19 protein-coding genes are annotated in these 24500 nt (G+C 60.1%); 11 read left to right on the top strand and 8 right to left on the bottom strand.

What is annotated here, in order from left to right; all coding sequences use genetic code 11:
• Positions 1-39: 39 nt before the first annotated feature.
• Positions 40-1011, top strand: a complete 972-nt coding sequence (locus AC07W4_RS02265) for a thymidylate synthase (protein ID WP_008048279.1) — start codon at positions 40-42, stop codon at positions 1009-1011.
• Between the two features lie 126 nt (positions 1012-1137).
• Here AC07W4_RS02265 and cadR read toward each other — a convergent pair whose 3' ends face one another.
• Complete coding sequence (gene cadR, locus AC07W4_RS02260; RefSeq protein ID WP_008048280.1) at positions 1138-1587, bottom strand: Cd(II)/Pb(II)-responsive transcriptional regulator; 450 nt, start codon at positions 1585-1587, stop codon at positions 1138-1140.
• Positions 1588-1680: 93 nt separating this feature from the next.
• Between cadR and AC07W4_RS02255 the strand changes: the two genes are divergently transcribed.
• The 7 genes from AC07W4_RS02255 to AC07W4_RS02225 all read left to right on the top strand — a co-directional run bounded on the left by AC07W4_RS02255 (position 1681) and on the right by AC07W4_RS02225 (position 10778).
• Positions 1681-3942, top strand: coding sequence for a heavy metal translocating P-type ATPase (locus AC07W4_RS02255; RefSeq protein ID WP_495031354.1), 2262 nt, complete (start codon positions 1681-1683; stop codon positions 3940-3942).
• 16 nt (positions 3943-3958) lie between these two features.
• The gene (locus AC07W4_RS02250; RefSeq protein WP_495031353.1) at positions 3959-4822 is read left to right on the top strand and encodes a LysR family transcriptional regulator; all 864 of its coding nucleotides are present in this window, start codon (positions 3959-3961) and stop codon (positions 4820-4822) included.
• 257 nt (positions 4823-5079) lie between these two features.
• On the top strand, positions 5080-6156 hold the full coding sequence (locus AC07W4_RS02245; protein WP_495031352.1) for a putative 2-aminoethylphosphonate ABC transporter ATP-binding protein: 1077 nt from the start codon (positions 5080-5082) through the stop codon (positions 6154-6156).
• Positions 6156-7880 (top strand): putative 2-aminoethylphosphonate ABC transporter permease subunit, encoded by a 1725-nt coding sequence (locus AC07W4_RS02240; RefSeq protein ID WP_495031351.1) that lies wholly within the window; start codon positions 6156-6158, stop codon positions 7878-7880. The genes AC07W4_RS02245 and AC07W4_RS02240 overlap by 1 nt, the downstream gene beginning before the upstream one ends.
• Positions 7881-7918: 38 nt before the next feature.
• Positions 7919-8944 (top strand): putative 2-aminoethylphosphonate ABC transporter substrate-binding protein, encoded by a 1026-nt coding sequence (locus AC07W4_RS02235; RefSeq protein ID WP_015097240.1) that lies wholly within the window; start codon positions 7919-7921, stop codon positions 8942-8944.
• A gap of 143 nt (positions 8945-9087) precedes the next feature.
• Positions 9088-10221, top strand: coding sequence for a TIGR03364 family FAD-dependent oxidoreductase (locus AC07W4_RS02230; RefSeq protein ID WP_495031350.1), 1134 nt, complete (start codon positions 9088-9090; stop codon positions 10219-10221).
• A complete protein-coding gene (locus AC07W4_RS02225; protein WP_495031349.1) occupies positions 10221-10778 on the top strand; it encodes a phosphonate degradation HD-domain oxygenase in 558 nt (185 codons plus the stop codon). The genes AC07W4_RS02230 and AC07W4_RS02225 overlap by 1 nt, the downstream gene beginning before the upstream one ends.
• Before the next feature lie 127 nt (positions 10779-10905).
• On the opposite strand, the gene AC07W4_RS02220 is transcribed toward AC07W4_RS02225, so the two are convergent.
• Positions 10906-12270, bottom strand: a complete 1365-nt coding sequence (locus AC07W4_RS02220) for a GTPase/DUF3482 domain-containing protein (protein ID WP_495031348.1) — start codon at positions 12268-12270, stop codon at positions 10906-10908.
• Positions 12263-13633 (bottom strand): DUF2868 domain-containing protein, encoded by a 1371-nt coding sequence (locus AC07W4_RS02215; RefSeq protein WP_495031347.1) that lies wholly within the window; start codon positions 13631-13633, stop codon positions 12263-12265. The genes AC07W4_RS02220 and AC07W4_RS02215 overlap by 8 nt, the downstream gene beginning before the upstream one ends.
• An 85-nt stretch (positions 13634-13718) precedes the next feature.
• Here AC07W4_RS02215 and AC07W4_RS02210 point away from each other — a divergent pair, with 85 nt between their 5' ends.
• Positions 13719-14231 carry a dihydrofolate reductase gene (locus AC07W4_RS02210; protein ID WP_495031346.1) on the top strand — a complete coding sequence of 171 codons (513 nt, stop codon included), beginning with the start codon at positions 13719-13721 and terminating at the stop codon, positions 14229-14231.
• Positions 14232-14353: 122 nt separating this feature from the next.
• Here the strand turns inward: AC07W4_RS02210 and AC07W4_RS02205 are convergent, their stop codons facing one another.
• The gene (locus tag AC07W4_RS02205) at positions 14354-15745 is read right to left on the bottom strand and encodes an L-cystine transporter (protein ID WP_495031345.1); all 1392 of its coding nucleotides are present in this window, start codon (positions 15743-15745) and stop codon (positions 14354-14356) included.
• Positions 15746-15985: 240 nt separating this feature from the next.
• Here AC07W4_RS02205 and AC07W4_RS02200 point away from each other — a divergent pair, with 240 nt between their 5' ends.
• Positions 15986-17041, top strand: coding sequence for an HAD family hydrolase (locus tag AC07W4_RS02200; protein WP_495031344.1), 1056 nt, complete (start codon positions 15986-15988; stop codon positions 17039-17041).
• A gap of 456 nt (positions 17042-17497) precedes the next feature.
• On the opposite strand, the gene ilvD is transcribed toward AC07W4_RS02200, so the two are convergent.
• From ilvD to AC07W4_RS02180, 4 genes are all read right to left on the bottom strand, one after another.
• Positions 17498-19339 carry a dihydroxy-acid dehydratase gene (gene ilvD / locus AC07W4_RS02195; protein ID WP_056726462.1) on the bottom strand — a complete coding sequence of 614 codons (1842 nt, stop codon included), beginning with the start codon at positions 19337-19339 and terminating at the stop codon, positions 17498-17500.
• A gap of 218 nt (positions 19340-19557) precedes the next feature.
• Positions 19558-20754, bottom strand: a complete 1197-nt coding sequence (locus AC07W4_RS02190) for an MFS transporter (RefSeq protein WP_495031343.1) — start codon at positions 20752-20754, stop codon at positions 19558-19560.
• Positions 20755-20756: 2 nt separating this feature from the next.
• Entirely contained in the window at positions 20757-21863 is a 1107-nt protein-coding gene (locus AC07W4_RS02185) for a SagB family peptide dehydrogenase (RefSeq protein ID WP_495031342.1), read from the bottom strand.
• Positions 21864-22246: 383 nt separating this feature from the next.
• Positions 22247-23443 carry a class I SAM-dependent rRNA methyltransferase gene (locus tag AC07W4_RS02180; protein ID WP_008048314.1) on the bottom strand — a complete coding sequence of 399 codons (1197 nt, stop codon included), beginning with the start codon at positions 23441-23443 and terminating at the stop codon, positions 22247-22249.
• 153 nt (positions 23444-23596) lie between these two features.
• Between AC07W4_RS02180 and AC07W4_RS02175 the strand changes: the two genes are divergently transcribed.
• On the top strand, positions 23597-24466 hold the full coding sequence (locus AC07W4_RS02175; RefSeq protein ID WP_495031341.1) for an HDOD domain-containing protein: 870 nt from the start codon (positions 23597-23599) through the stop codon (positions 24464-24466).
• Positions 24467-24500 lie beyond the last annotated feature (34 nt).

The following is a 24500-nucleotide window of genomic DNA, read 5'->3' as shown; positions in this document are numbered from 1 at the left end:
CCGCAGCCATGGTTGCGGGTTCAAGGACACAGGTAACTCATGAAGCAATATCTCGAACTGGTCGCCCACGTCATCAAGAACGGCACCAAGCAGGCCAACCGTACCGGCGTGAACACCATCAGTTTTCCCGGCGCGATGCTGCGTTATGACCTGCAGGAAGGTTTCCCGGCGATCACCACGCGCAAGATGGCGTTCAAATCGGCCATCGGCGAAATGTGTGGGTTCCTGCGGGGCGTGAACAACGCTGCCGAATTCCGTGCCCTGGGCTGCAAGGTCTGGGACCAGAACGCCAACGAAAATGCCCAGTGGCTGGCCAACCCGTTCCGTCAGGGCGAAGACGACCTCGGCGAAATCTACGGCGTGCAATGGCGCAAATGGCCGGCGTACAAGCAGATCCCGGTCAGCAACCCGGCTGCCATCGAGCAGACCCTGAAGCAAGGCTACCGCCAGATCGCCGAAGGCGAGGAGGGCGGCCAGGCCTACGTGGTGCTGTACAAGGCCATCGACCAGGTTCGCCAGTGCGTCGACACCATCATCAAGGACCCGGGCAGCCGTCGCATCCTGTTCCACGGCTGGAACTGCGCCCAGCTCGATGAAATGGCCCTGCCGCCGTGCCACCTGCTGTATCAGTTCCACCCGAATGTCGAGACCAGGGAGATTTCCCTGACCCTCTACATCCGCTCCAACGATCTGGGCCTGGGCACGCCGTTCAACCTCACCGAAGGTGCTGCGCTGCTGAGCCTGATCGGTCGCCTGACCGGCTACACGCCGCGCTGGTTCACCTATTTCATCGGTGATGCCCACGTCTACGAAAACCACCTGGACATGCTCAACGAACAGCTCAAGCGCGAGCCGTTCCCGATGCCGAAACTGGTGATATCCGACCGAGTGCCGGAGTTTGCCAAGACTGGTGAGTATCAGCCGGAATGGCTGGAGCTGGTGGAGCCGGGCGATTTCTCGCTGGAAGGCTACGAACACCACGCGCCGATGACCGCGCCGATGGCGGTCTGAAGCACGACACCGAACCCATGTGGGAGCGGGCTTGCTCGCGAAAGCGGTGGATCAGTCGACATCAATGTTGAATGAACAACCGTATTCGCGAGCAAGCCCGCTCCCACATTTGGTTTTGCGGTGTTCTTAGTGGCCGTGACTACGGCCCACATGTGAATGCTCCACTTCCGTCGCCACCACCCCGCCACTCACTTCCAGCCGCTGCAAAATCCCGCATTGATCGATACCCGGCCCCTCGCCGCAGCGTTGGCGCAGGTCGAGCAGTTGCGTCTGCAAGGCCAGCAAGCCGTCGATCCGCGCCTTCACATGGTGGATGTGCTCGTCGATCAGCGCATTAACGCTTTCGCACTGATCCTGCGGACTGTCGCGAAACGCCAGCAGGCTGCGGATTTCCTCGAGGGTCATGTCCAGGGTGCGACAGTTGCGGATGAAGGTCAGGCGCTCGGCGTGGGCCTGGGTGTAGACGCGATAATTGCCGTCACTACGGGCCGGTTCCGGCAGAAGGTTCTCGCGCTCGTAGTAGCGGATCGTTTCCACGGCGCAGTCCGTGAGTTTCGCCAACTCTCCAATTTTCATGACGCCAATCTCCAAAACTCCAGAAAGGGTGCTTGACCCTATAGTGGCTACAGGGTCTTTACTTGGCAACAGGCACTCCTATGGACGCAACCAATGAGCGATTCCCTGCATTCTCACAAACCCGCGGCTGAACACGAGCACAGCCACAAGCTCAAACCCGTGCAAAAACATGACCATGGCGGTCACGGCGACGCTTGCTGCTCATCTAAAGCGGCAGCGCCTGCACGGGTAAAACTGAGCGATTCGCCGACGATTGGCGCCCGGCTGAGTAATTTCCGTATCGAGGCAATGGACTGCCCGACCGAGCAGGCACTTATTCAGAACAAGCTAAGTAAACTGACCGGAGTGCAGCAGCTGGAGTTCAATCTGATTAATCGGGTGCTCGGCGTGACCCACGATTTGCCCGGTATCGAGCCGATCGTCGAGGCCATCAAGTCCTTGGGCATGCAGGCTGAGCCGATGGATCAGGGAGCTGAAACCCCGACACCGGCGCCCCGGAAAAAGCCGTGGTGGCCTTTGGCACTGTCCGGTGTTGGTGCATTGCTGGCAGAAGTTATCCACTTCACCGGTTTCGCGCCGAACTGGGTGGTGGCGGTTATTGCACTGGTCTCGATCCTCAGTGGTGGCCTCGGCACTTACAAAAAAGGCTGGATCGCCCTTAAAAACCGCAATCTGAACATCAACGCCCTGATGAGCATCGCAGTGACCGGCGCGGTGGTGATCGGCCAGTGGCCGGAAGCGGCGATGGTGATGTTCCTGTTCACCGTGGCCGAGTTGATCGAAGCCAGGTCCCTTGACCGCGCGCGCAATGCCATCAGCGGCTTGATGCAGATGACCCCGGACACGGCAACGGTGTTGCAGGCTGACGGGAGCTGGCTTGAGCAGGATGTCAAAAGCATCGGGCTCGGCGCGCGGGTACGGGTGCGCCCCGGCGAGCGGATCGGCCTGGACGGTGAAGTGCTATCCGGTCGCTCAACCATCGACCAGGCGCCTATCACCGGTGAAAGCCTGCCGGTGGAAAAGACTGTCGGCGACAAAGTGTTCGCCGGGACAATCAATCAGGCCGGGTCCCTGGAGTACGCAGTGACCGCCGCAGCGGATAACTCGACCCTGGCCCGCATCATCCACGCCGTCGAGCAGGCCCAGGGCGCGCGGGCGCCGACCCAGCGTTTCGTCGACAGTTTCTCGAAAATCTATACCCCGGCGGTATTCGTCCTGGCCCTGGCCGTGGCGGTGATCCCGCCATTGTTCATGGGCGAGTTGTGGTTCGACTGGATCTACCGGGCGCTGGTGCTGCTGGTGGTGGCCTGCCCGTGTGCGCTGGTGATTTCCACACCGGTGACCATCGTCAGCGGCCTCGCGGCGGCGGCGCGAAAAGGTATCCTGGTCAAGGGCGGCGTCTATCTGGAGGGCGGTTACAAGCTCGACTACCTGGCCCTGGACAAGACCGGCACCATCACCCACGGCAAACCGGTGCAGACCGATTACCTGTCGCTGGACCCGACCGCCGACGACTCGGCGCCCGCCATTGCCGCCGCGCTGGCCGGGCGCTCGGATCACCCGGTTTCCCTGGCAATCGCCAAAGCGGCTGTGGATAACCAGACCGCGACGCCGAGTGTGGATAACTTCGAGGCGCTGGGCGGGCGCGGGGTGCGCGGCGAGATCAACGGCCAGCTCTACCATCTGGGCAACCATCGACTGGTGGAGGATCTGGGCCTGTGTTCGCCAGCGCTGGAAGAAAAGCTGTTTGCCCTGGAAAAGCAGGGCAAGTCGGTGGTGCTGCTGCTTGATTCGTCCGGTCCGTTGGCGCTGTTTGCCGTGGCGGACACGGTAAAGGAATCGAGCCGCGAGGCTATCCGGCAGTTGCATGACCTGGGCATCAAGACCCTGATGCTCACTGGTGATAACGTCCACACCGCGCAGGCCATTGCCGCGCAAGTCGGCATGGACGAGGCCAAGGGCGACCTGTTGCCGGGGGACAAATTGCAGGCTGTCGAGGCTCTTTATGCCCAGGGGCATCGGGTCGGCATGGTCGGCGATGGCATCAACGACGCCCCGGCGCTGGCGCGTTCCGAGATCGGTTTCGCCATGGCCGCCGCGGGCACCGATACCGCGATCGAAACCGCCGATGTCGCCCTGATGGACGACGATCTGCGCAAGATCCCGGCATTCATTCGCCTGTCTCGGCAGACATCGAGCATCCTCAAACAGAACATCGCCCTGGCTTTGGTCATCAAGGCGATCTTTCTTGGGGTAACCTTCGCCGGGGTCGCTACCATGTGGATGGCGGTATTCGCCGATATGGGCGTGAGTCTGCTGGTGGTGTTCAATGGTTTGCGCCTGCTGCGCAAATAAAGGATGAGGGACAGTTGTGCTGAGTGCCGAGCTGAAGGCGTTTTACATGGTGGCCCGCCTGGGCAGCATTACCCAGGCAGCCAAAAAGCTCGGCCTGAGCCAGCCGACGGTGACGACGCAGATCCGCAACCTCGAAAGCCAGTACTCGGTCGAACTGTTCTACCGTGGTGGCCGGCGTCTGAGCGTCAGCGAAGAGGGCGCGCGGTTGCTGCCGATGGTCAAGGTGCTGATGCAGCAGGAAGCCGACATCGAGTTTTTCCTGCGTAACTGCGGTCAGGTCCAGGGCACGTTGCGCATAGCCGCCACAGCGCCGTATTACATCCTCGACCTGGTGAAAACCTTCCGCGAGCGCCTGCCACAGGTTGAGGTTTCAGTGGAAATCGGCAACTCCCAGCAAGTGCTCGAAGCGCTGGAGGATTACCGGGTCGATGTCGCGGCGTCGTCGCAGTTGCTCGAAGACACGCGACTGGTTCGCCGGGTGCTCGGCAGCGATCCGCTGGTGCTTGCGGTGCATCGCAATCATCCGCTGGCGGTTAACGATCACGTGCCGCTCGGCGCCTTGGCCGGGCACACCCTGCTGATGCGCGAACCGGGTTCGACCACCCGCCGCCTGACCGAGGAGCTGCTGACCAGCGCAGGCGTGTGTTTCGGCCCGTTGCTGGAGATCGGCAGCCGCGAATCGATTCGCGAAGCGGTGCTGCGCAACATCGGTATCAGCATCATTGCCCGGCAGGAAGTGCCCCATGATCCGCAACTGCGGGTGCTGACCATCGAGAATGCGCCACAGATTCCTGAATACCTGTATTGCCTCAAGGAGCGCAAAAACGCGCGGCTGCCGGCGGCGTTTCTGGGGTTGGCGCAGGAAATGGCTCCGGCCTGAGATTTGTAGTGCCTGTCCTGGCCTCTTCGCGAGCTAGCCCGCTCCCACAGGGATTTTGGGTGTTCACACAATTTGTGTTTCACCTCAAACCCACTGTGGGAGCGGGCTTGCTCGCGAAGGCGCCAGATCAAACAACACAGGGCTTGAAGGCTTAACCAAAAATCCCGAATACCACTATCGGCAGTTTTTGCCTTACTGCCACATGACGGACTCATTACAACCCTAGGATGGCCCCATCTGCTAGATGAGGTCCGTCCATGAACAACCCGATTGCAACTGCCCTGACCAACCCCGGCGCACCGATGAAGGTGCGCGGTGTACAGAAACGCTTCGGCGCATTCACGGCGCTGGACAACGTTTCCCTCGACGTGGCGGCCGGTGAGCTGGTGTGCCTGCTGGGCCCGTCGGGCTGTGGCAAGACCACCCTGCTGCGCTGCATTGCCGGTCTGGAGAAGCAGGACAGCGGCGAGTTGTACCTGGGCGATCGTGACGTTTCCCACCTGGCGCCCCAGGCGCGGGACTACGGCATTCTGTTCCAGTCCTACGCCTTGTTCCCCAATCTCACCGTCGAAGCGAACATTGCCTACGGCCTCGCCAGCAGCGGTCGTGACGAAGTGCGCCGTCGTGTTGGCCAGATGCTGGAACTGGTCGGCCTGAGCGGCAGCGAGAAAAAGTACCCCGGCCAGTTGTCCGGTGGCCAGCAACAGCGGGTTGCACTGGCTCGCGCCCTGGCTCCGGCACCTTCGCTGTTGCTGCTGGACGAACCGATGTCGGCCCTCGATGCCCGGGTGCGCGAGCATCTGTGCACCGAACTGCGCCAACTGCAACGCAACCTCGGCATCACCACCCTGATGGTCACCCACAATCAGGACGAGGCCATGCTGATGGCCGACCGCATCGCCGTGATGAACAACGGCAAGGTCGAGCAGTACGCCACGCCGCAGGAAATCTACAACCGCCCGGCTACGCCATTCGTGGCGGAGTTCGTCGGCCAGGGTAACTGGTTGCCGTTCCAGCGCAGCAGCGACAGCCACGCCCAGGTCGGCGGGATGAACATGCGTCTGGCCGAAGGCAGCGCCAAGACCGCGTCGGGCCGTTTGTTCTGCCGTCCTGAAGCGATCAACGTCAACCCGCTGGTGCACGAGGAAAACCTGTTCCCGGCCAAGGTTCGTGAAATCACTTTCCTCGGCAACCGCTGCCGCATGAGTTTTGAACTCGACCAACTGCCGGGTCATGCGTTGTTGGCGGAACTGGCACCGGAAGCCATGCCGCGCCTTGGCGCCCGGCAGATCATGGTCGCCTTGCCGCCGCGCAGCCTGCAGGTGTTTGCCTGATGAGCGCGAACATCGCGCTGCCGCTGCCGCACAAGCAGGTTCGGCAGACTACCCGCGCCGAAATCGGCGACCGGTTGTTCGTGGTCGGCGGCAAAGTCCTCATGCTGGTGTTGTTGGGCGTTGCCGTATTGATGCCGTTGCTGGCGATCTTCTGGCGCGGTTTCAGCGCCGAGGCCGGGCAGGGCGGTGGCTGGGTCGCAGCGAAAGAGCTGGTGACCAGCGAGAACTTTCACTGGTTGCTCGGTAACAGCCTGAAGGTTTCCCTCAGCGTCGCGGCCATTGTCGTACCGCTGGCCTACCTGTTTGCCTACGCCCTGCAACGCACGTTGATTCCCGCCAAAGGCATCTGGCGCGGTATTTCGCTGCTGCCATTGATGGCGCCATCAATGCTGCCCGGCATAGCGCTGGTTTATCTGTTCGGAAACCAGGGCATGCTGCGCGGCCTGCTCTCGGACAATATCTATGGCTTCTGGGGCATTGTGCTTGGTGAAGTCATCTACACCTTCCCACACGCCTTGATGATTCTACTGTCGGCCCTGTCCCTGGCCGATGCGCGACTGTTCGATGCCGCCTCCAGCATGGGCGCCAGCCCGGCCAAAGCATTCCGCAGCATCACCTGGCCGGCGACCCGTCAGGCCGTGTTCGCCGCGTTCTGCCTGGTGTTTACCCTGACCATTACCGATTTCGGCGTGCCCGTGGTGGTCGGTGGCGACTATCAAGTACTGGCGCTGGAGGCCTACAAGGCGGTGGTCGGCCAGCAGCAGTTTGGTCGCGGGGCGTTGATCGGCATGGTGCTGTTGCTGCCGGCGCTTTTCAGCTTCGGGGTCGATGCCTGGTTGCGTCGACGCCACGGTGACTCCATGAGCGGTCGCGCCCAAGTGTTCAAGCCCGCGCCGTCGAAGCTGCGCGACGGTTGCTACCTGGCCATCGTCCTGTTGATCTGCGCCGCGTTGTTGCTGGTGTTCGGCATGGCGGTGTTCTCGTCCCTGGTGAAGTTCTGGCCGTACAACCTGTCGCTGTCGCTCAACCATTACCAGTTCAACGAAACCGCCGGCGGTGGCTGGCTGGCCTACGGCAACAGCCTGAAGACGGCCCTGGGCACCGCGCTGATCGGCAGTCTGCTGATTTTCACCGGCGCCTACCTGATGGAAAAAACCAAGGGGCAGCGCGGCCTGAATCTGACACTGCGCATGCTCAGTTTCGTACCGATGGCAGTGCCGGGCCTGGTGCTTGGGCTGGGTTACGTCTTCTTCTTCAATCTCACCGGCAACCCGCTGCATGTGCTGTACGGGACCATGACCCTGCTGATCGTCTGCACCATTGCGCACTATTTGACCACCGCGCAAATGACCGCTACCACCGCGCTGCGTCAGCTCGACGCCGAGTTCGAAGCCGCCGCGCTGTCGCTCAAGGCGCCGCTGTACCGCCATTACCTGCGGGTCACCGTGCCGATCTGCCTGCCGGCACTGTTGGACATCGTGCGCTACCTGTTCGTCTCGGCCATGACCACCGTTTCGGCGGCGATCTTTCTCTATAGCCCCGACACCATTCTCGCGGCGGTGGCGGTGCTGAACATGGACGACGCCGGCAACGTCGGCGGTGCGGCAGCGATGTCGACCCTGATCCTGATTACCTCGGCGGGCGTGTCCTTGCTGTTGGCCTGGGCCTCGCGCGGCTTGCTGCGCCGCTCCCAGGCCTGGCGGCAGACCGCGCCCGGTCATTGAATCTGCACAACCCCTCAACTCAAAAACAGGAAAAGATCATGTTCAAGCCTATGGCCCTGGCCGCTGCTGTCCTCACCGCTTTCAGCCTGAACGCCTTCGCGGCGAAAACCGAGTTGACGGTGTACACCGCCCTCGAAGCCGAACAACTGAAGACCTACAAAGAAGCTTTCGAAAAGGCCAACCCGGACGTCGAAATCAAATGGGTGCGTGATTCCACCGGCATCATCACCGCCAAACTGCTGGCCGAAAAAGCCCGTCCGCAGGCTGACGCCGTGTGGGGCCTGGCTGCTTCCAGCCTGGCGATCCTCGATCAGCAAGGCATGCTGCAAAGCTATGCACCGAAAGACCTGGGCAAGATCGGCGCCAACTATCGTGACGCTGCAAACCCACCAGCCTGGGTCGGCATGGACGTTTGGGCCGCGACCATCTGCTTCAACACCGTCGAAGCCGAGAAGCAGGGCCTGACCAAGCCTGTGAGCTGGCAAGACCTGACCAAGCCTGAGTACAAAGGCAAGATCGTGATGCCGAACCCGGCATCGTCCGGTACCGGTTTCCTCGACGTCAGCGCCTGGCTGCAAACCTTCGGTGAGAAGCAGGGCTGGGCCTACATGGACGGCCTGCACCAGAACATCGGCCAGTACGTTCACTCCGGCTCCAAGCCATGCAAACTGGCGGCGGCTGGCGAATTCCCGATCGGTATTTCCTTCGAGTACCCGGCAGTTCAGCTGAAACGCCAGGGCGCACCGCTGGACATCATCCTGCCGAAGGAAGGCCTGGGCTGGGAGATCGAAGCGACTGCCGTGATCAAGGGCACTGCCCACGAGGAAGCGGCGAAGAAACTGGCTGACTTCTCCGCCAGCCCTGAGGCAATGGAGCTCTATAAGGAAAACTTCGCCGTGCTCGCCCAGCCTGGCATCGCCAAGCCGCAGACCGAACTGCCGGCGGACTACGAACAGCGCCTGATCAAGAACGACTTCGCCTGGGCTTCGAAGAACCGCGACGAGATCCTGACCGAATGGCGCAAGCGCTATGACGGCAAGTCCGAGAAAGTGGCGGCCAAGTAAGGTCTTTATCGGCTGAAAGGGCCTCTTCGCGAGCAAGCCCGCTCCCACAGGTCCTGTGGCGGTCACAAAATCTGTGTCCACCACCAATCACTGTGGGAGCGGGCTTGCCCGCGAAGGCGGCCTCGAATTCAGGACCCCTCTAGATGACACAACACAACGACATGCTGATCGTCGGCGCCGGCATCCTGGGTTTGTCCCACGCGTATGCCGCCGCCAAACGCGGTCTGAAGGTCACGGTTTTCGAGCGCAGCGAATCGCCTGTTGGCGCCTCGGTACGCAACTTCGGCCAGGCCCTGGTCACTGGCCAACCGCCGGGACCGATGCTGGAACTGGCCCGCGCCAGTCGCGGAATCTGGGGTGATTGGGCGCAGCTCGCCGGCCTGCAACTCAAGCGCAATGGCTCGTACCTGTTCGCCCGCACCGAGGCGGAAGAACAACTGTTGGAAGCCTTCTGCGAGGGTCGCGCCGTCGAACACGGTTACCGCGTCGACCTGCTGCGCGGCGCCGCGCTGCGCGATTTGTACGGTGGTCAGTTCCGTCATCACCGCGCGGCCTTGCATGGCATGGACGACCAGCAACTGTATTCCCGCGAAGCGATTCCGGCGCTGATCGACTTCCTGCGCCGCGACCTGGGCGTCCAGTTTCACTTCTCTACCCTGGTGCGCGATATCGAGCCGGGTCGCCTGTACAGTACCGCCGGCAGCTTCAGTGCCGAGCAGATCATCGTCTGTTCCGGCCACGATTATCAGACATTGCTGGCCGAGCAAATCGCCGAGCTCGAGCCGCAAATCTGTCGTCTGCAAATGTTCCGCGCTCGCCCGCAATTCAACCTCAACCTGCAACACGCGTTGCTCACCGGTTTGAGTTGCGTGCACTACGGCGCCTTCGCCGACTTGCCGGAAGCCGCGGCGGTGCAGGCAGAAATTCTGCAGTACGCGCCGCACTTGCATGAAAACGGCATCCACCTGCTGATCAGCCCGACGCCCTATGGTGAATTGATCATTGGTGATTCGCACCATTACGGCAGCGATCCGTCACCCTTCAATGCCGAGCAGGTCGACGACTGGATGATCGAACTGGCCGAGCAGACCCTGAGCTGCAAGGTACAAGTGGTCGAACGCTGGCAGGGGGTCTATGGTTCACGGGGGCCGGGACCGTTCTCGTTCCTGCGCCCGGCAAAGGGCCTGGGCGTGGCATTGATGCACACCGGTGTCGGCATGAGCGTCGGGCCGGCGATGGCTGAACGAAACATCGCGGCTGTGTTGGGGGAAATCTGATGGAGCGCAACGAACAAGTCGTCGCTGAAGTCTTCAGTCTGTACGAGCGTTTTGGCGACAGCGATTACATCGGCGAGCCGGTGTCGCAGATCGAGCATATGTCCCAGGCCGCCGAGCTGGCCATGGCCGAAGGCTTCGACGATGAGGTGGTTCTGGCAGCGTTCTTTCATGACATCGGACATATCTGCGCCGAAAGCGCCGAGAACATGGGCGGCTATGGTGTGGTCAGCCATGAGCGGCTCGGTGCCGATTACCTGCGTCGCGCCGGCTTCAGCGAGCGCATGGCGCGGCTGGTGGAGTACCACGTGCAGGCCAAGCGTTATCTGACGTTGAAGGAACCTGGGTACTACGACCGTTTGAGCGAAGCCAGTCGCCGGACCCTGGAGTATCAGGGTGGGGTGATGACCGAGGCCGAGGCAGAAGCTTTCGCGCAAGATCCGCTGTGTGCCGTGAGTTTGCGCATGCGCCAGTGGGATGAGCTGGCGAAAGAGATGCATGTGCCGGTGATTGATCTTGGGGTGTTGAAGGAAAAAGCGGTGCGGCTGTTGGTGGCGTGAGCCTTTAACTCGAGTCGCTGCCATCGCGGGCAAGCCCGCTCCCACAATGATTTGTGGTGACACAGATCTTGTGTGCACCACAGAACCTGTGGGAGCGGGCTTGCCCGCGAAGGCGCCGGATCAGCCCCTACAAGTCTCTTGCCAACACCTCAACTTGCTCCTGCCGCTCCGCCTGATTCAATTTTGGATGAGGATTGAGCGACGACCACTGCGGATGCGCCCGCGCCTTGCTCAACGCCTCGGGCAGCTTGCCTTCGCGCCAACTTTTGTCCTGAGGCGTCGCCACCTGGATGCTGTCCATCGCCGCATGCCCACGGGCGTTCAGCGCTTGCAGCAATTGCCGCTGGCGCAGCGCCAACAGGCGCAGCACGTTGTCATCCACCGTCAGTTCGCGCTGGCCCTTGATCTTGCCCAGCAAGCGGCTGCCATAACTGCGCGCGGTTTGCAGGGCGCCACCGGCGATGGCGCCGGCCAGTGCAGCGGCGCCGAGCGTAATCCCGCCCACCAGCAAATCGACCCCGGCCCCGGCAGCGGCGCCTGCTGCAATTCCACCACCGACGCGCACGCCCAGTTGCTTCAGGGTTTCGGGGTTGAACAGGTCATCGCCCCAACGACCGTCGAGCAGCGGCAAATCACTGGCGGCGGCGTCCTGCGGGCGGAAGGCGTAGAGCTTGAGCAGGGCCTCGACGCAACGCTGCTCCCGCTGGCGCACGGCTTTGCGCAGTTCGCTGATCGCCTGTTGTTCCTGCTCGGCTTCACTGGCCACGCTGCGTCGGCAAGCTGCGCAATCGATCAACAATTCGGCAATCAATCGCTCTGCGCTTTGTTGGCGAGCCAAGCGCTGGGCTTGCTGATCGGCGATCAGGCGTTCGAGTTGCGGCCGGGCAGATTCCAGCAGCAGAGCGAGACTCTCATAGAGTCGACGCTCGCCATCCTCCGGTGGCGCGACGCTGTCAAAGCGCACCAAGGCATGCAAGCCCAGCCGCGCCAACGCTTCACGCCAGGCCGGTTCGCGATGGTTGGTGCTGCTGACGAAATTCAGCACCGGCAGCAAGGGTTTACCGCAACTGGCCAGCACCTCCAGCTCGTCGCGATACTTGGCCAGGACCGGTTCCCGGGCGTCGATCACATAGAGACCGGCATCCGAGGCCAATAGCTGGCGCAGGACCTTGGCCTCCTGTTCGAATCGCTGTCGGGCTTCGCTACCATCGAGGAAACGCGCCAGTCGTGCCGGGCCATCGAGACGTTCGCCAGGCCGCTCCAGCCGTTCGAGGTAGTCGAGCAGGGCGATTGCGTCCTCCAGGCCGGGGGTGTCGTAGAGATCGAGCAAGGGCTCGCCGTCCACCGACAATCGTGCGCCTTCGACGTGTCGCGTGGTGCTGGGTCGATGGGACACTTCACCGAAGCCGACGTCGCGGGTCAGGGTGCGCAACAGCGAGGTTTTGCCGACGTTGGTGTGGCCGACGATGGCGAGTTTCAGGGGGTTAGTCATGACCCGTCTCCAGCCAGTTCATCGGTGCGCAATCGGCAAAAGGCAGCTCCAGTTGTTGCAGCGCCACGTGCCAGTCACCCAGGCGTTCGGCGTCCAGCGCTTCACCGGGGGGCGCCTGCAACAACCACACGCGGGTGACACTGGCGCTGCGAGCCAGTTCGGCAATCAAGGCCAGGCTGCCGCGATCCGGCGAACGCCGTGGATCGCACGCAATGGCCAGGCGTGCCGGGGGAAAGCGGCTCAGTTGTTCGAGGAGTTTGTGCCGTGATTCGCGGCTGTCGAGAATGCCCGCGTTGCTGACGTTTTTCGGCAATTGCGGTGGCCACGGGCGGTCGTCGTCCAGTTCGATGGCGACCAACAGCGCGCCGTCGCTTTGCTGCTCGGTTACACCGTTTTCCACGCGATGCAATTGCTCAGGCGCCGCATCACTGATGCCGAGACGTTCACTGGTGGGCATCAAACGTTCGCGCAGTTGTGCGTAACCGGGCAGGTTCAAATCCAGGCGTAGCGCCGTTTGCCGCGTCCTCCAGCGCCACAGGCAAAACAGCGCGAGCAACAGGCGCGGCAAAACGCCGTAGACCAGCAGAACGCCTACCAGCCAGGCGGCCCAGGCCTGTCGGGCGCTTTCGATGTTCAATGCCGCATCGCCGCTGGCACGGATCATCTCCTCGGTGGGCACGCTGAAACCGAGCAGGGCCGGCAGCGCGCCGAGGGCCTGGGTCACGGCAATAAAAGTGTCGGCACTGAGGATGGTGGTTTCCCAGACGAAGCCGTAGCGCCGGGTCGCCATCAACGTCAGCAGGATCACCAGCGCACTGAGCATCGCCAGCAGCCACAGACTGTTGACCAGCACGCCGATCGCCCAGCGATTGAGTTTCTGGCGTTGCAGCAATAACAGCAGGGCCGGTGCCAGTTGTGCGGCTTTGGCATCCCGGGCGAACTTTTCACTTAGCCACAACCACAGGCGGCCGAGGCTGGCGCCGTGTTCACCGGCAAACACCAGGCCCAGGGCCCAGCTCAGCAGCAGGATCAGATTGAGCCCGAGCAGGCTGCCCAAGGCCCAGAACACATTCACCGGGTGCAAGCCGTCGCCCATTGCCGCAAAGGCCAGGCCGGCGCCGCTGATCACCGCCAGCACCGCCATGACGATCAGCGCCAGTCGCGCGCCTTGCAGCCAGTGTTTGAGAGCATCGGCCAGGCCATCGCGCTCGGCCAGCCACAGGGCCCGGCGTTGAATGCGCAACGGCAAATCGCCGCCGGCGCTACGGGCCAGTCGGTTGGCTTCAAGGTCTTCCAGGGGGCCTGCGTGTTCTTCGCGCAGTCGAATGGTTTCTGTCAGCCAGAGGGTATTGAGTTCAGTCACGCGGCATCCCGTCGCTTAATTGAGCTGTGAGCATAACCGCTGTGGCGCTTATCGGCGAAAGCGAGGCTCTGGTATCCTCGCCGACATGACTAAATCACTCCCCCTCAGCCTGATCGCAGCCCTCGGTGAAAACCGTGTGATCGGCGTCGACAACAGCATGCCCTGGCACCTGCCGGGGGACTTCAAATATTTCAAGGCCACCACCCTTGGCAAGCCGATCATCATGGGTCGCAAGACCTGGGATTCCCTCGGTCGCCCGCTTCCAGGTCGTTTGAACATCGTGGTCAGCCGCCAGGCGGATCTGCTGCTCGAGGGCGCGGAGGTTTATCCGTCGCTGGAAGCCGCCGTCGCTCGCGCCGAAGCATGGGCGAAGGAGCAGGGCGTCGATGAGCTGATGCTGATTGGCGGCGCACAGTTGTATGCGCAAGGGCTGGCCCAAGCCGATCGGTTGTACCTGACCCGCGTGGCGCTGAGCCCGGAAGGGGATGCGTGGTTTCCGGAGTTTGATTTGAACCAGTGGAAACTGGTGTCGAATGTGTCGAACCCGGCCGAAGGCGACAAACCGGCGTACAACTTTGAGGTGTGGGAAAAAGCTTAAGAGCTTCGCGAGCAAGCCCGCTCCCACATTTGATCTCCTGCGTATACACAATCTATGTACGCCGCAGGACCAATGTGGGAGCGGGCTTGCTCGCGAAGGGGCCCCCACAGTCACTGGAGGATTTAAGCCTGCGCCAACGCCGAATGCTCATCCGCATCCAACAGCGCCTTGTCCGTCTGCTGCATCACCTGACTGGTAATCGCCCCCGCCGTCATCGAACCACTGACGTTCAACGCCGTACGCCCCATATCAATCAGCGGCTCGACCGAAATCAGCAACGCCACCAGTGACACCGGCAAACCCATCGCCGGCAGCACGATCAACGCGGCGAACGTCGCACCGCCGCCAACCCCGGCCACACCGGCCGAACTCAGCGTCACAATCGCCACCAGTGTCGCGATCCACAATGGGTCCAGCGGGTTGATGCCCACGGTCGGCGCCACCATCACCGCCAACATCGCCGGGTACAGGCCGGCACAACCGTTCTGGCCAATGGTCGCGCCGAACGAAGCGGCGAAACTGGCGATGGACTGCGGGATGCCCAGACGGCTGGTCTGCGCTTCGATGCTCAACGGAATCGTCGCTGCGCTGGAGCGGCTGGTGAAGGCAAACGTCAGCACCGGCCAGACCTTGCGGAAGAAGCGCAGCGGATTGATCCCGGCGGCCGACACCAGCACGCCATGCACCACGAACATCAGGCCCAGGCCGATGTAGGACACCACCACGAAACTGCCGAGCTTGATGATGTCTTGCAGGTTGGAACCGGCGACCACCTTGGTCATCAGCGCCAGCACGCCGTACGGAGTCAGCTTCATCACCAGGCGCACCAGGCGCATCACCCAGGCTTGCAGGGTGTCGATGGCGTTGATCACTTTCTGACCTTTCTCGGCATCGTCCTTGAGCAATTGCAGGGCCGCGACACCCAGGAACGCCGCGAAAATCACCACGCTGATGATCGACGTCGGCTTGGCCCGCGCCAGATCGGCGAACGGGTTTTGCGGAATGAACGACAGCAATAGTTGCGGCACATTCAGGTCGGCGACCTTGCCGGCGTAATCGGTCTGGATGGTTTGCAGGCGGGCCATTTCCTGGGTACCGGCCACCAGGCCTTCGGCGGTCAGGCCGAACAGGTTGGTCAGGCCGATGCCGATCAGCGCGGCGATGGCCGTGGTGAACAGCAGCGTGCCAATGGTCAGGAAGCTGATCTTGCCCAACGACGAGGCGTTGTGCAGACGGGCCACGGCGCTGAGGATCGAGGCGAACACCAGCGGGATCACGATCATTTGCAGCAGTTGCACATATCCGTTGCCCACCAGATCGAACCAGCCGATCGAGGCTTTCAGTACCGGATTGCCGGCACCGTAGACCGAGTGCAACGCCACACCGAACACCACGCCCAGCACCAGCGCGAGCAGGACTTTTTTCGCCAGGTTCCAAGTGGTGTGGCGGGTTTGCGCCAGGCCCAGCAGCAGTGCGAGGAACACCAGAAGATTGAGAATCAGCGGCAGATTCATTGGAACTCCCATTAGACTTTTGCCGACTGCCTTGCAGGGCAGCTGCGAACCGGCAAGCCTAACAGCTTGAAAACTAATGAATTAATATCAAAAACGTATGGTATCCGTCGTTTTTGGAATAAGCGGATGTCGCTGTCAGAAATGCAACTGGCGCGAAAGGGACACAGGCGGTCGCTGACAGGCGAGGACTGTCACACTTATTTGTTAGCTTCGATCTCCTTTGATCAGGGAGATTTGCCAATGAAGTTCGCACCGAAATTACTGGCTGCTGCACTTTGCCTCGGCCTCGCCGGCCAGGTTCTCGCAACGGATCTGAAACACTGGCCCGCTGATCAGGCCAAGGCGCTGGACGCGATGATCGCCGCCAACGCCAACAAGGGTAACTACGCGGTGTTCGACATGGACAACACCAGTTACCGCTACGATCTCGAAGAGTCGTTGCTGCCGTTCATGGAGAACAAGGGCCTGATAACCCGCGACAAGCTCGACCCCTCCCTGAAACTGATACCGTTCAAGGACACCGCCGACCACAAGGAAAGCCTGTTCAGCTACTACTACCGCCTCTGCGAACTCGACGACATGGTTTGCTATCCATGGGTTGCCCAGGTCTTCTCCGGCTTTACGCTCAAGGAACTCAAGGGCTACGTCGACGAGATGATGGCGTCGGGCAAACCGGTGCCGGCCACTTACTACGAAGGCGACGTGGTCAAGAAACTCGACGTCAACCCGCCGAAGATCTTCACCGGCCAGCAAGAGCTGTACAACAAGCTGATGGAGAACGGCATCGAGGTCTATGTGATGACCGCCGCCTCCGAAGAACTGGTGCGCATGGTCGCGGCCGATCCGAAGTACGGCTACAACGTCAAACCGCAGAACGTAATCGGCGTGTCGCTGCTGCTCAAGGACCCGAAGACGGGTGAGCTGACCACCGCACGCAAGCAGGTCACGGCTGGCAAATATGACGAGAAGGCCAACCTCGGCCTGGAACTGACCCCGTACTTGTGGACCCCGGCAACCTGGATGGCCGGCAAGCAGGCGGCAATCCTGACCTACATCGATCAGTGGAAAAAACCGGTGCTGGTTGGCGGCGATACCCCGAGCAGCGACGGCTACATGCTGTTCCACAGTGTTGACGTGGCCAAGGGCGGCATCCACCTGTGGGTCAACCGCAAGGACAAGTACATGACCCAGATCCAAGGCATGATGGCCAAGAACGCCGCGGCCCAGGCCAAGGAAGGGTTGACGGTGACTGCCGACAAGAACTGGGTGATCGTCAAGCCTGAAGACATCCAGTAAGACGACACCGATCCAATGTGGGAGCGGGCTTGCTCGCGAAAGCGGTCTGCCGGTAGACATGGTTGTTGACTGGCACGACGCCTTCGCGAGCAAGCCCGCTCCCACAGTTGATCTCCCCTGTTTGGGAGATTTGTATCAGGCAAAAAAATGCCCCGCACTTGGCGTAATGCCGATCAGTTAGGCGAACCCAGACGCTACGCTTCCTTGTAGCAGCTGCCGAAGGCTGCGTCCGGCTGCGCAGCAGTCGTAGATCCGGCGCGCACGATCTCTCTGACGTGCCGCGAACTCCGATTTTACGACTGCTGCGCAGCCGGACGCAGGCTACGCCAGCTGCTACAGATTGCGTTGTGGCTTAACTGATCGGCATTACGCACTCGGCGGGGCATTTTTTGAGTATTCCCATATGTAGTGTGGGAATACTCATGTGGCGAGGGGGCAAGCCCCCTCGCCACAGACTTACAGCCCGTCAAGCATCGCCTTGTTACGTACAGCACCCTTGTCGGCACTGGTCGCCAGCAGGGCATAGGCTTTCAGCGCAGTGGTCACTTTGCGTGGACGCACTTCCACCGGTTTCCAGCCTTTCTTGTCCTGCTCCACTCGACGCGCGGCCAGTTCTTCATCGCTGACCAACAGGTTGATCGAGCGGTTCGGAATGTCGATCAGCACTTTGTCGCCGTCCTGCACCAGGCCGATTGCGCCGCCGGCAGCCGCTTCAGGCGAAGCGTGGCCGATGGACAGGCCCGAGGTGCCGCCGGAGAAACGGCCGTCGGTCAACAGGGCACAGGCTTTGCCCAGGCCTTTGGATTTCAGGTACGACGTCGGGTAGAGCATTTCCTGCATGCCCGGACCGCCTTTCGGGCCTTCGTAGCGAATGATGACGATGTCGCCTTCCTTCACTTCGTCGGCGAGGATGCCGCGTACGGCGCTGTCCTGGCTTTCGAAGATCTTCGCGTTGCCTTCGAAGACGTGAATCGACTCGTCGACACCTGCGGTTTTCACTACGCAACCGTCCAGCGCGATGTTGCCGTACAGCACGGCCAGGCCACCTTCTTGCGAATAGGCGTGCTCGACACTGCGGATGCAGCCGTTTTCACGGTCGTCGTCCAGGGTTTCCCAACGGGTCGACTGGCTGAACGCGGTTTGCGTCGGGATGCCCGCCGGACCGGCCTTGAAGAAGTGATGCACGGCTTCGTCGGTGGTCTGGGTGATGTCCCACTTGGCGATGGCTTCTTCCATGCTGCGGCTGTGCACGGTCGGCAGCTGGGTGTGCAGCAGGCCGCCACGGGCCAGCGAACCGAGGATGCTGAAGATGCCGCCAGCGCGGTGCACGTCTTCCATGTGGTACTTCTGGATGTTCGGCGCGACCTTGCACAGTTGCGGCACGTGACGGGACAGACGGTCGATGTCGCGCAGGTCGAAATCGATCTCGGCTTCCTGGGCGGCGGCCAGCAAGTGCAGGATGGTGTTGGTGGAACCGCCCATGGCGATGTCCAGGGTCATGGCGTTTTCGAACGCCTGGAAGTTGGCGATGTTGCGCGGCAACACCGACTCGTCGTTCTCGCCGTAGTAACGCTTGCACAGCTCGACGATGGTGCGGCCAGCCTGAAGGAACAGCTGCTCGCGGTCACTGTGGGTGGCCAGGGTCGAACCGTTGCCCGGCAAGGCCAGGCCCAGGGCTTCGACCAGGCAGTTCATCGAGTTGGCGGTGAACATGCCGGAACACGAACCGCAGGTCGGGCAGGCGCTGCGCTCGTACTCGGCGACTTTCTCGTCAGAAGCGCTGGAGTCGGCGGCGATCACCATGGCGTCGACCAGGTCGAGGCCGTGGGAGGCGAGTTTGGTCTTGCCGGCTTCCATCGGACCGCCGGAGACGAAGATCACCGGGATGTTCAGGCGCAGGGACGCCATCAGCATGCCCGGGGTGATCTTGTCGCAGTTGGAAATGCAGACAATGGCGTCGGCGCAGTGGGCGTTGACCATGTACTCGACGGAGTCGGCGATGATCTCGCGGCTCGGCAGCGAATACAGCATGCCGTCGTGGCCCATGGCGATGCCGTCATCGACCGCGATGGTGTTGAATTCCTTGGCCACGCCGCCAGCACGTTCGATTTCGCGGGCGACCAGTTGGCCCAGGTCTTTGAGGTGCACGTGGCCCGGTACGAACTGGGTGAACGAGTTGGCAATGGCGATGATCGGCTTCTTGAAGTCGTCATCTTTCATCCCCGTGGCGCGCCACAGTGCGCGGGCGCCGGCCATGTTGCGGCCGTGGGTGGATGTTTTCGAGCGGTAATCAGGCATGAAGCACTCCGGGCGGCTAATCAGGTATCAAAAGGGAAGTGAGCTTCTATTGACGTCTGGAACACTCAGAAATGGCCGCGTGTCCGGAAGTTGCCGATAACTTTGCGGGATCGCCGCGCGCTTCAGCTTGAGCTCATAAACCCGCCGGGGATGACTGGCGATGAATGTTCGCGATTCTACACGGCTGGCGGCTGGAGGGAATGCCGTAGGGCGCCTGATCATCGCCCGACCCTCGCATTTGTCAGCAAACCCCACAGACTGAATCCAATAAAACTGACGGCAATTGTCGCCAGCAGATGGGTCCCCGCCTGGGCTAGCACAGCGCTGCTGATGGCGGCGGTGATGAACATGATTGTATTGCCAGCGGATGCAGCGGTTCCGGCATTACTGGAAAACAACAGCATTGCTGCAGAAATGGCTGCTGGCCGAACCAAGGTGACAGCCAGCGCACTGATTAGCATCGGCACAAACAGTGTGAACGTCGTCATTGCGTCAAAGATCAGGATCAACCCTAAAGCCAGACCGGCGATGCTCAGCAGGCTCAATCCGAGATTGATCTGTTTGTTGAGGGAAATGCGCTTCTGCGCGGCCGAAGCCAGAGCACCACCGAGGACGTAAGCCATGCCATAAGCCACCAGAACCAACGCATACTGATATTCAGACAGTTTCAGGACGTCCATGAAAATCAGCGGCGTCACGCTGATAAGGGCAAAGTAAGAAGAGAAGACCAGCGCGGCGATCCACCAATAGCGAACAAAGTCTTTACTGTTCAGGATGGTTTTCAGTGTTGACGTAATTGAAGTGGGTTCGTGGTCGGTTCGGGCTGATCTGGCAGGCAGTTCTGATTGCGCATGGATAAAGATACCGAGCGCCATCAGGGAAAACGCATAAAAGCTGCCCTGCCAACCAAAAGATGTTTGCAGCCATGAGCCAAGCAGAGGGGACAGTGCGACAAATGATCCGCTCAGGGTCATGTAATAAATGCGCACCCGGGCTCGATCCTTTTCTTCGAACAGGTCCTCCACTAGCGCGTGGCCCAGCACAAAAAAACCGCACCCCAGCGCCTGAACGGCGCGAAAGCCCATAAAAGTCGAATAATCCGTTGCCTGGGTACAGCCGATCGCACCTATTGAGCACAGGATCAGACATCCAAGCAGCACTTCCTTGCGCCCCCATTTGTCCGAGAGGGGGCCGGTGACCAGTTGCGCGAAAGAAAAAACCAGGGTGAACAAGCTGACCGCAAACGCGATATCAACCATTGACGTATTGAACTCCAGCGCCAGGGCAGGGAAAGAGGGAAGCAGGATATTGAGTGGGAAAAAACTGATTAACGAAATATTGGTAATAAGAATGAAACGGGAGATTTTTTGACCCGTGATATTATCGATTGTCCTGGCGCTTGAGTGTTCTGACATTTTTATGGGTTTCCGGGGTTCATTGTTGGGGTGTTTTTTCTCAATAAGCTTTGTAGTTCCTCACACAATGTTTCTCCCTTGCTGTGTCCGGCGCCTATAAAAAGAAATACTTGTTCTGATAGGTCGTCCAGCTTTATAAGTTTTTCTATTTTTGATTCGGTCAGGGCTGCGGTTAGCCAGGTATTCAATCCAAGTGATGTTGCACAAAGTTGTATAGTTTGCGAAATGTGGCCGATTTCTAGTAGTGAAACCCGATAGGCTTGCGAGTGAGGGTATTTCCACCACATTTTATCGAGGCGCGAAGTAAGGAATATTCCAAAAGGAATGTTGTCGGCAAAGTGTTGGCCTTGTAAAAGAGAGCCGAGAGGGCTGTTCAAGCGACTCAATAACTTTAAAGCGTGCAAGTTCGGGTGATAGTAATAAAACCCAGGGTCGAGTCCTTGGATGTTATAAGCATATAAATATCCTTCGCTGGCGTTCAGTCCACCACCTGACGGACTGCTGCGCCGTGCATTGAACATGCCCGGAGTCAGTTCACAGGTATCCGACTCTCGCTCCTTCAGGTAACCGAGACAAAAGTAGAGAAGCGTACTGACATCATTTAGCGACACGCTTTTTTTCCGAAAGGAACGGCATGTTTTCCGCTGCAACAAGACTTGCTTGAATCCGGTCTGCCCCTCTAGTGCCCTATTGTCAGTGGGGGCTGGCAGGCAGAGCAGGTTCTCACGCTGGAGGTGGGCGAATGGGTGAGGTGGTGGGGGCTCTCGACTCAGCGCCTCCTGACAATGAGCGAAGTAACGATCAGCCCATTCCTTTGTGTTCGTTGGGGTATAGCCAGCACCAAGGTCTTTGGTTCCGATGTGAAAAATCTTCGAAAGGTCATCCCATTGCCAGTCATCTGGAGGTAAGTCCTGTTCGACGAATATACCGGCTTCAAAAAATTCAGTGTCGATTGGGTGGCATTTATCAAATAGTGTTGTTTGCTCAATAAGCTCAATTAATCGACCAGCGTGAGAACTGTCGATTTCGAACTGCTCATGGGTTTTATAGTTCCAGATGAAAAGCCGGGGAGGCTTGGGTAGTAAAAAAATATAGGGGTTCAGTTGCATGCGGCATCCCTCTTTTTAAAAGCCGCACAGAAGGTATTCTGTCCGGCTTTTCCTGAGTGATTACTTAGGCGTGCTAAGCATCGCGTGGTGGTGTACCGCTAGATTTTTCTCAAGTTGAACTTTCTTCATGATTCAATCTCCAGTAAAGGTTTTGATATCCACCACTCAAGTATTCAAGTGGTAAGCTGGATGATAGGCCTGGATGGATTGAGGTCAAACGAAATGGTGTAGGGCGTTTCTCGAAGTGAAGTAGTCCTGTTCCGATAACTTTTACGTGATCGGTAAATGCTTAATAAGGCTGAAGTTTTTGTATTGGTGTCGGATGGCTAGTTGATCGTCCGGACTATTGAAGTGCGGACGATCAACATAAGCGCTGTCAGCAGTTAGCTATTCGGCAACAACCGGCAAGTAATGCTCTTGATGTAACGAGTCTCGGCAATCGCCGGGTGCACCGGATGATCCGGCCCCTGGCCGCCGCGTTCCAGCATCTGGATATTGCGGTCCAGGTGACGGGCGCTGGTCAGCAGGATGTTCTGCAGGTCGTCTTCCGGCAGGTGCATCGAGCACGATGCGCTGACCAGGATGCCGTCCTTGGTGAGCAGGCGCATGGCTTGCTCGTTCAGGCGGCGGTAGGCGCCTTCGCCATTCTTCATGTCTTTCTTGCGTTTGATGAACGCCGGTGGGTCGGCCACGATCACGTCGAAGCGTTCTTCGCTGGCTTTCAGCTCTTTGAGGGCTTCGAACACGTCGCCTTCGATGCAGGTCATTTTCTCGGCGAAGCCGTTCAGTGCGGCGTTGCGCTCGACACCATCAAGGGCGAAGGCTGAAGCGTCGACGCAGAACACTTCACTGGCGCCGAACGCGGCAGCCTGCACGCCCCAACCGCCGATGTAGCTGTAGAGGTCGAGCACGCGTTTGCCTTTGACATACGGCGCCAGGCGTGCGCGGTTCATGCGGTGGTCGTAGAACCAGCCGGTTTTCTGACCCTGAATGACCGGTGCTTCGAATTTCACGCCGTTCTCTTCGAGGGCAACCCACTCCGGCACCAGGCCGAACACGGTTTCGACGTAGCGGGTGAGGCCTTCGGCGTCACGGGCAGCGGAGTCGTTCTTGAACAGGATGCCGCTTGGTTTCAGCACTTGGGTCAGTGCTGCAATCACGTCATCCTTATGGGCTTCCATGGTGGCCGAAGCGATCTGCACCACCAGGATGTCGCCGAAACGGTCGACTACGAGGCCCGGCAACAGGTCGGAATCACCGTAGACCAGGCGATAGAACGGCTTGTCAAACAGGCGATCGCGCAGGGACAGGGCCACGTTCAGGCGGTGCACCAGCAGCGATTTGTCCAGCGGCAGCTTGATGTCGCGCGACAGCACGCGGGCGCAGATCAGGTTGTTCGGGCTCATGGCAACGATGCCCAGCGGCTTGCCGCCGGCGGCTTCGAGGATCGCCTGGTCGCCGGCCTTGAAACCGTGCAAAGGCGTAGCGGCTACATCGATTTCGTTGCTGTAGACCCACAAATGACCGTTGCGCAGACGACGGTCGGCGTTGGCTTTGAGGCGCAGGCTAGGCAGGGACATGTCGTCGCTCCGGAAAAAAGAGCGGGAGTATAGCGTGTTGAGACCCCGGATTGGCCTGCAAGTGGACATGTGGCGAGGGTTGTCTTGCGATTTGGTATGTCGGATCCAACTTCATAAAGGTTAGAATCACTGTCTGACCCAGAGTGTGCACAAATGTCCCAAGAGCTGACTTCCGAACAGATCCAACAAGCCCTGCAGGGCATCAGCGTACCGGCCCAGCCGCAAATCATGGTGGATTTGCAGATGGAGCAGTACATGCCCGACCCGGATCTGGAAGTCATTGCCAGGCTGATCTCCCAGGATCCGGGACTTTCCGGTTCCCTGTTGAAGATTGTCAATTCGCCGTATTACGGGCTGAGCAACAAGATTGCTTCGATCCAGCGCGCGGTGAATCTGCTGGGCAGTCGTTCGATCATCAACCTGATCAATGCGCAGTCGATCAAGGGCGAGATGAATGACGACACCATTGTCACCCTGAACCGTTTCTGGGACACCGCTCAGGACGTGGCCATGACCTGCCTGAGCCTGGCCAAGCGCATCGGCATTGAAAATGGCGATGAAGCCTATGCCCTGGGCCTGTTCCACGACTGCGGCGTGCCCTTGATGCTCCAGCGTTTCCCCGACTACATGGGCGTTCTGGAGCAGGCCTATGCCAACGCCAGTGCCGAATGCCGGGTGGTGGACACGGAGAATCAGGTGTTCAATACCAATCACTCGGTGGTCGGGTATTACACGGCCAAGTCCTGGCGTCTGCCGGAGCACGTGAGCGCTGCGATCGCCAATCACCACAATGCCCTGGCGATCTTCAGCGATGAATCTTCGCGCAACAGTTCGTTGAAGAACCTGTTGGCGATCCTGAAAATGGCCGAGCACATTTGCGCGTCGTACCGGGTGCTGGGCAATCAGACCGACGATCACGAGTGGAACGGCATCGCGCCGCTGGTGCTCGATTATGTCGGCCTCTCGGACTACGACTTCGAGACCCTCAAGCAGACGATCCGCGACCTCGGCACTCATCGCTGAGTGTCGGAACCTTCCAGGCCATGCGCCTGAGCCG

It is taken from the genome of Pseudomonas sp. GW821-FHT02A08, from assembly GCF_059422045.1.
This window is presented reverse-complemented; position numbering and strand designations above follow the sequence as displayed.

Excerpts from the sequence above, each read along its gene's own strand:
- AC07W4_RS02240 (WP_495031351.1), top strand. The coding sequence starts at position 6,156 with ATGAGCGCGAACATCGCGCTGCCGCTGCCGCACAAGCAGGTTCGGCAG.
- AC07W4_RS02255 (WP_495031354.1), top strand. The coding sequence starts at position 1,681 with ATGAGCGATTCCCTGCATTCTCACAAACCCGCGGCTGAACACGAGCAC.
- AC07W4_RS02210 (WP_495031346.1), top strand. The coding sequence starts at position 13,719 with ATGACTAAATCACTCCCCCTCAGCCTGATCGCAGCCCTCGGTGAAAAC.
- AC07W4_RS02175 (WP_495031341.1), top strand. The coding sequence starts at position 23,597 with ATGTCCCAAGAGCTGACTTCCGAACAGATCCAACAAGCCCTGCAGGGC.
- cadR (WP_008048280.1), bottom strand. The coding sequence starts at position 1,587 with ATGAAAATTGGAGAGTTGGCGAAACTCACGGACTGCGCCGTGGAAACG.
- AC07W4_RS02190 (WP_495031343.1), bottom strand. The coding sequence starts at position 20,754 with ATGTCAGAACACTCAAGCGCCAGGACAATCGATAATATCACGGGTCAA.
- AC07W4_RS02235 (WP_015097240.1), top strand. The coding sequence starts at position 7,919 with ATGTTCAAGCCTATGGCCCTGGCCGCTGCTGTCCTCACCGCTTTCAGC.
- ilvD (WP_056726462.1), bottom strand. The coding sequence starts at position 19,339 with ATGCCTGATTACCGCTCGAAAACATCCACCCACGGCCGCAACATGGCC.
- AC07W4_RS02230 (WP_495031350.1), top strand. The coding sequence starts at position 9,088 with ATGACACAACACAACGACATGCTGATCGTCGGCGCCGGCATCCTGGGT.
- AC07W4_RS02185 (WP_495031342.1), bottom strand. The coding sequence starts at position 21,863 with ATGCAACTGAACCCCTATATTTTTTTACTACCCAAGCCTCCCCGGCTT.
- AC07W4_RS02225 (WP_495031349.1), top strand. The coding sequence starts at position 10,221 with ATGGAGCGCAACGAACAAGTCGTCGCTGAAGTCTTCAGTCTGTACGAG.
- AC07W4_RS02220 (WP_495031348.1), bottom strand. The coding sequence starts at position 12,270 with ATGACTAACCCCCTGAAACTCGCCATCGTCGGCCACACCAACGTCGGC.
- AC07W4_RS02265 (WP_008048279.1), top strand. The coding sequence starts at position 40 with ATGAAGCAATATCTCGAACTGGTCGCCCACGTCATCAAGAACGGCACC.
- AC07W4_RS02245 (WP_495031352.1), top strand. The coding sequence starts at position 5,080 with ATGAACAACCCGATTGCAACTGCCCTGACCAACCCCGGCGCACCGATG.
- AC07W4_RS02205 (WP_495031345.1), bottom strand. The coding sequence starts at position 15,745 with ATGAATCTGCCGCTGATTCTCAATCTTCTGGTGTTCCTCGCACTGCTG.
- AC07W4_RS02200 (WP_495031344.1), top strand. The coding sequence starts at position 15,986 with ATGAAGTTCGCACCGAAATTACTGGCTGCTGCACTTTGCCTCGGCCTC.
- AC07W4_RS02180 (WP_008048314.1), bottom strand. The coding sequence starts at position 23,443 with ATGTCCCTGCCTAGCCTGCGCCTCAAAGCCAACGCCGACCGTCGTCTG.